Annotated in this window: 4 protein-coding genes and 1 pseudogene; 3 read left to right on the top strand and 2 right to left on the bottom strand. The window is 60.2% G+C overall.

Annotated features, from left to right (window positions below; all coding sequences use genetic code 11):
- Nucleotides 1-322 precede the first annotated feature (322 nt).
- Nucleotides 323-637 carry a hypothetical protein gene (locus tag L9Z73_RS26525; RefSeq protein WP_247407506.1) on the top strand — a complete coding sequence of 105 codons (315 nt, stop codon included), beginning with the start codon at nucleotides 323-325 and terminating at the stop codon, nucleotides 635-637.
- A gap of 54 nt (nucleotides 638-691) precedes the next feature.
- On the opposite strand, the gene L9Z73_RS26530 is transcribed toward L9Z73_RS26525, so the two are convergent.
- Complete coding sequence (locus L9Z73_RS26530) at nucleotides 692-1,714, bottom strand: AraC family transcriptional regulator (RefSeq protein WP_247407507.1); 1,023 nt, start codon at nucleotides 1,712-1,714, stop codon at nucleotides 692-694.
- Nucleotides 1,715-1,881: 167 nt separating this feature from the next.
- Here L9Z73_RS26530 and efeU point away from each other — a divergent pair, with 167 nt between their 5' ends.
- Together efeU and efeO are read left to right on the top strand one after the other, a co-directional pair.
- Entirely contained in the window at nucleotides 1,882-2,727 is an 846-nt protein-coding gene (gene efeU, locus L9Z73_RS26535) for an iron uptake transporter permease EfeU (protein ID WP_247407509.1), read from the top strand.
- 10 nt (nucleotides 2,728-2,737) lie between these two features.
- Nucleotides 2,738-3,940 carry an iron uptake system protein EfeO gene (gene efeO, locus L9Z73_RS26540; protein WP_247407511.1) on the top strand — a complete coding sequence of 401 codons (1,203 nt, stop codon included), beginning with the start codon at nucleotides 2,738-2,740 and terminating at the stop codon, nucleotides 3,938-3,940.
- A gap of 24 nt (nucleotides 3,941-3,964) precedes the next feature.
- Here the strand turns inward: efeO and L9Z73_RS26545 are convergent.
- A pseudogene (locus tag L9Z73_RS26545) lies at nucleotides 3,965-4,086 on the bottom strand (aminotransferase class V-fold PLP-dependent enzyme); the annotation flags it as partial.

The following is a 4,086-nucleotide window of genomic DNA, read 5'->3' on the forward strand; positions in this document are numbered from 1 at the left end:
TCTTGCCTTGAGTTCAACTGAGGTTTGTTGCCAGTCATTAATGAACGCGTAGGGCTGAGACATTAAAAACCTCTCAGCAGCAGTGGGCGAAGGGAGCCGGTTGATGTGGGCATATTGCTTGCCATACATGCATTCCTGATTGAATGAAGATGGCGTCGTAATCTAATTAACGGCTCAAGCGCTGTCGCGGATTTACCCGGTGTATTCGCGCACCGTAGATCAATTTGGGAAATGAACTACCTCTCGCCCACCAATCGCTGTCAGACACTTCCCAACAGCTACTTCAACTGACTGTTTTTGTTAAATAACATGACTGCATGTAATGCAACTGACACGAAGGTCACTAGCACCATCTGATGTAAAAAACTCCTTGTTCCATATGTTCATCTCTGGCCTTGGCACTTCTGACGCCAACGGCCAGCAAGCTGAAACTGCCGTGAAATACAATGCAATCGCCTTATTTAACGAAAAGTTAGAAGATTACCTTTCGTGTCTTGAAAACCATCCCAACGTGAAGTGTTCACAAGGCATCCCCGAATATGTTCAGGGCATGTTCGCTGCCAATCATGCAGTCAATGCACTGGCATTTTTTGTTAATTCTTCTCGAAGTGATCTCTCGATAGAGGAGCGTGCCTGAGTTTGGCTCTTTTTATACAGGGTGCCAACGTCCTAATCCCGCACACCCACTCCATCACAGACGATCTGTCTCGTTCAAAATCAAACTACGATAGTGCCCGGGATTCGACCCCGCCCATTTGCGAAACGCCTTGTAGAACGAACTGGCATCGGCGAATCCCAGTCGCGTAGCGATTTCAGCAAAGCTGATCTGCGGCTCGGCCAGCCAGACGATGGCCAACTCCTTACGCACGCTGTCCTTGAGCCCTTGATACGTTTGCCCCTCTTCCGCCAGGCGGCGGCGTAGGGTCGAGGCGGAGATGCACAGGCGGGCGGCCAGGCCGTCGGTTTCCGGCCAGGTGTCGGGCGGCATCTGGCGCAGGTCGTGCTTGATGCGGGTGGCCAGGCTGTCGGGGTCGCGGTATTTGACCAGGATGTTGGCCGGCGCGTGGCCAAGGAAACGCTTGAGTTCTTCGGCACTGCGCTTGATCGGCAGATCGAGGCAATCGGCGGAGAAAATCATGCGGGTGCGCGGCCGGTCAAAACGCAGGTTGTCGGAGAACATCACCCGGTAATCGTCACAAAAATCCGGCTGTGGGCAGCGCAGTTCGATGGCCAGGATCGGTATACGCCGCCCCGCCAGCCAACAGGCGACGCCATGGACGATCATCCAATAAGTGAAATAACTGAACGCCCGGCGCGGGTCGGACTCGGTTTCGAGCAGCACGATTTCCGCCAGGCTTTGCTGGCGCACCAGTTGGGCAGGTAAATGCTCGAACATCAATGACAGGAACGCCAAGCCGGTTTCCAGCCCGGCCGCCACCGTCGGTTGGGCCATGGCCACCCGACACAGATACGCCAGGCTGCCAGACTTGAGCGGGCGCAGGTCCATGCCAAAAAACTCATCGTCCAGGCGCCGCGCCAACAAGCGCCACAGCCGCGCGTAGGTCGTGGCCGAGATACGTGCGCCGGGCTGCAGCAGCAGCTCGGGGGCAATGCCCACCTTGCTCAACGCCTCAATGGTCGCCGCCCCCGGCGCGCAGCTCTGCAACAGCGCTTCGCGCACCAGATGGATGGAGATGGTGTCTTTTTCCGACATGGGTGTGGGGCAATCCAACGGCACAAAAGGTGGCGTGCATCATAAGGGCGCTTGAGCTTTGCCACCACCGTTCAGCCGCCGTTCAGCAAAGGCTAATGTTTCTTGTTTAGCAATGAGTATCATTATGTTACAAATTCGCTTCCTGTCCAGTTACCCTTCGGTGCCGAATGCTTGTTCCCTTTCTCATTATGTTGCGCGAAGGCATTGAAGCCGCACTGATCGTTGGCATCATTGCCAGTTACTTGCAACAAACCGGCCGTGGCCAGTGGATGCCCGCCGTGTGGATCGGCGTCTTCCTCGCCGCCGCGCTGGCCCTGCTGGTCGGCGGCGGCCTGGAACTGATGAGTGCCGAATTCCCGCAAAAACAGCAGGAATTGTTCGAAGGCGTGGTCGGCCTGGTCGCCGTGGGCATTCTCAGTTCCATGGTGTTCTGGATGCGCAAGGTCGCGCGGTCGATCAAGCATTCGCTGCACGAATCCCTCGACCATGCCCTGGCCGGCTCGCGGCATCAGGTCGCCGCACTGATCCTGATGGTGTTTTTCGCCGTGGCCCGCGAAGGCCTGGAAACCGTGTTCTTCCTGTTGGCGGTGTTCCAGCAGAGTGAAGGCCCCGGCGCCCCGCTGGGTGCCCTGCTCGGCTTGGTGCTGGCGATCATCGTTGGGTTCCTGATCTACAGCGGCAGCATGCGCCTGAACCTCGGCGCGTTTTTCCGCTGGACCGGCCTGTTCATCCTGGTGGTGGCCGCCGGCATCCTCGCCAATTCAGTGCAGGCCCTGCACGAAGCCGGCGTGTGGAACCACCTGCAAACCGTGCTGTTCGATGTCAGCGCCACGTTGCCGATGGACGGCCCGATAGGTTCGGTGCTGGCCGGGATGTTCGGCTATCAGGACGCGCCGACCGTCAGCGCCCTGGGTGCCTACCTGATCTACCTGGTGGTGGCCCTGGTGATGTTCTTCCTGCCTGCAGCGCCCGCCAAGCCGGTCGCCGCGCCCTCTTCCGTTTCTCACCAGTAAGGACTGTCTCTTGTCCAACCCAACTCCTCAACCGGCCTCGCCGCCCCGCGCCTTGCGTTGGGCGGTGGCCGGCTCGGTGGTCGTGATGATCGCCGCCGGTGGCCTGTTCTACTACGCCTCGCAGATGGCCGCCGCCAAGCGCCAGACCCATCACGATGAAATCGTTGTGACCATTCATGGCCACGCCTGCGAACCCAACACGCTGAGCGTTCCAGCCGGGCGCGCGAGCTTTCGCATCATCAACCGCTCCGACCGCGCGGTGGAATGGGAAATCCTCGACGGCGTGCTGGTGCTCGAAGAGCGCGAAAACATCGCGCCGGGCCTGAGCCAGGTGATCAATGCCAAGCTGTTGCCCGGCGACTATGCAATCACCTGCGGCCTGTTAAGCAACCCGCGCGGCACCCTGCATGTGACGCCCACGGCTGAATCCGACGCCCAAGCCAAGGCCAAGCCGTCGATGGTGGCGTTTATCGGTCCGTTGTCGGAATTTCGTGTGTACCTGAGCACCCAGGCCAGCGCACTGATCAAGGCCGTGACCGCCTTGCAACAAGCGATCGACGCCGGTGACCTGGCCCAGGCCCAGGCGCTGTACGTGCCGGCCCGCGAGGCTTACCAGCGCCTCGCCGCAGCGTCGCAACGCCTGGCGGAACTGGATAACGCGATCAACGCCCGCGCCGATTATTTCGAAAAGCGTGAGCAGGACCCCGCCTTCAGCGGCTTCCACCGCCTCGAATACAGCCTGTTCCAGCAACGCAGCCTCGATGGCCTGGCCCCGCTGGCGCAGCGCCTGGTGAACGACGTCAGCAGCCTCAAGCAACAGTTGCTGGCGCAGTCGCTGCCACCGGAGCAGCTGGTGAGCATCGTGGTGCGCAACCTCAACAGCCTGGCCGACGTGCGCGCCGCCAGTGGTGAAGAAGAACGCTACAGCCATATCGACCTGAACGGTTTCGCCGCCAACCTGGACGCTGCGCGCAAGGTCGTGGACCTGATGCGTCCGCTGCTGAGCAAGTCCGCCGCCGACCTGTTGCCGAACATCGATACGGCCCTTGCAGCGTTCGAGACGCAGCTCAATGGTTTGAAAGTCGACGGCCAATTCAGCCGCTACGACAGTGTTACCGCCGATCAGCGCAAGCAGATCGCCGACAAGGCCAAGGCACTGGCCGCCGCACTCGATGGAATCGACCCCGCCCTTGGCCTCTCCGGCCTGCAGTAAAGACGAGCGCACACATGAGTGATTCACACCCTTGATCGCGAGGTTGTTGGACTCGGTCGCGCCGGACGTCCAGACGATCTGCTCCGGCTCGGCACCGACCAGCTCGGCCACTTGGCGACGCGCCCGCTCAACCGTTTGCCGGGCCG

It is taken from the genome of Pseudomonas emilianonis, assembly GCF_023072625.1.
GTDB lineage: Bacteria > Pseudomonadota > Gammaproteobacteria > Pseudomonadales > Pseudomonadaceae > Aquipseudomonas > Aquipseudomonas paraveronii.

Coding starts and splice junctions, on each gene's coding strand:
- L9Z73_RS26525 (WP_247407506.1), top strand. CDS start 323: ATGCAACTGACACGAAGGTCACTAGCACCATCTGATGTAAAAAACTCC.
- L9Z73_RS26530 (WP_247407507.1), bottom strand. CDS start 1,714: ATGTCGGAAAAAGACACCATCTCCATCCATCTGGTGCGCGAAGCGCTG.
- efeU (WP_247407509.1), top strand. CDS start 1,882: ATGCTTGTTCCCTTTCTCATTATGTTGCGCGAAGGCATTGAAGCCGCA.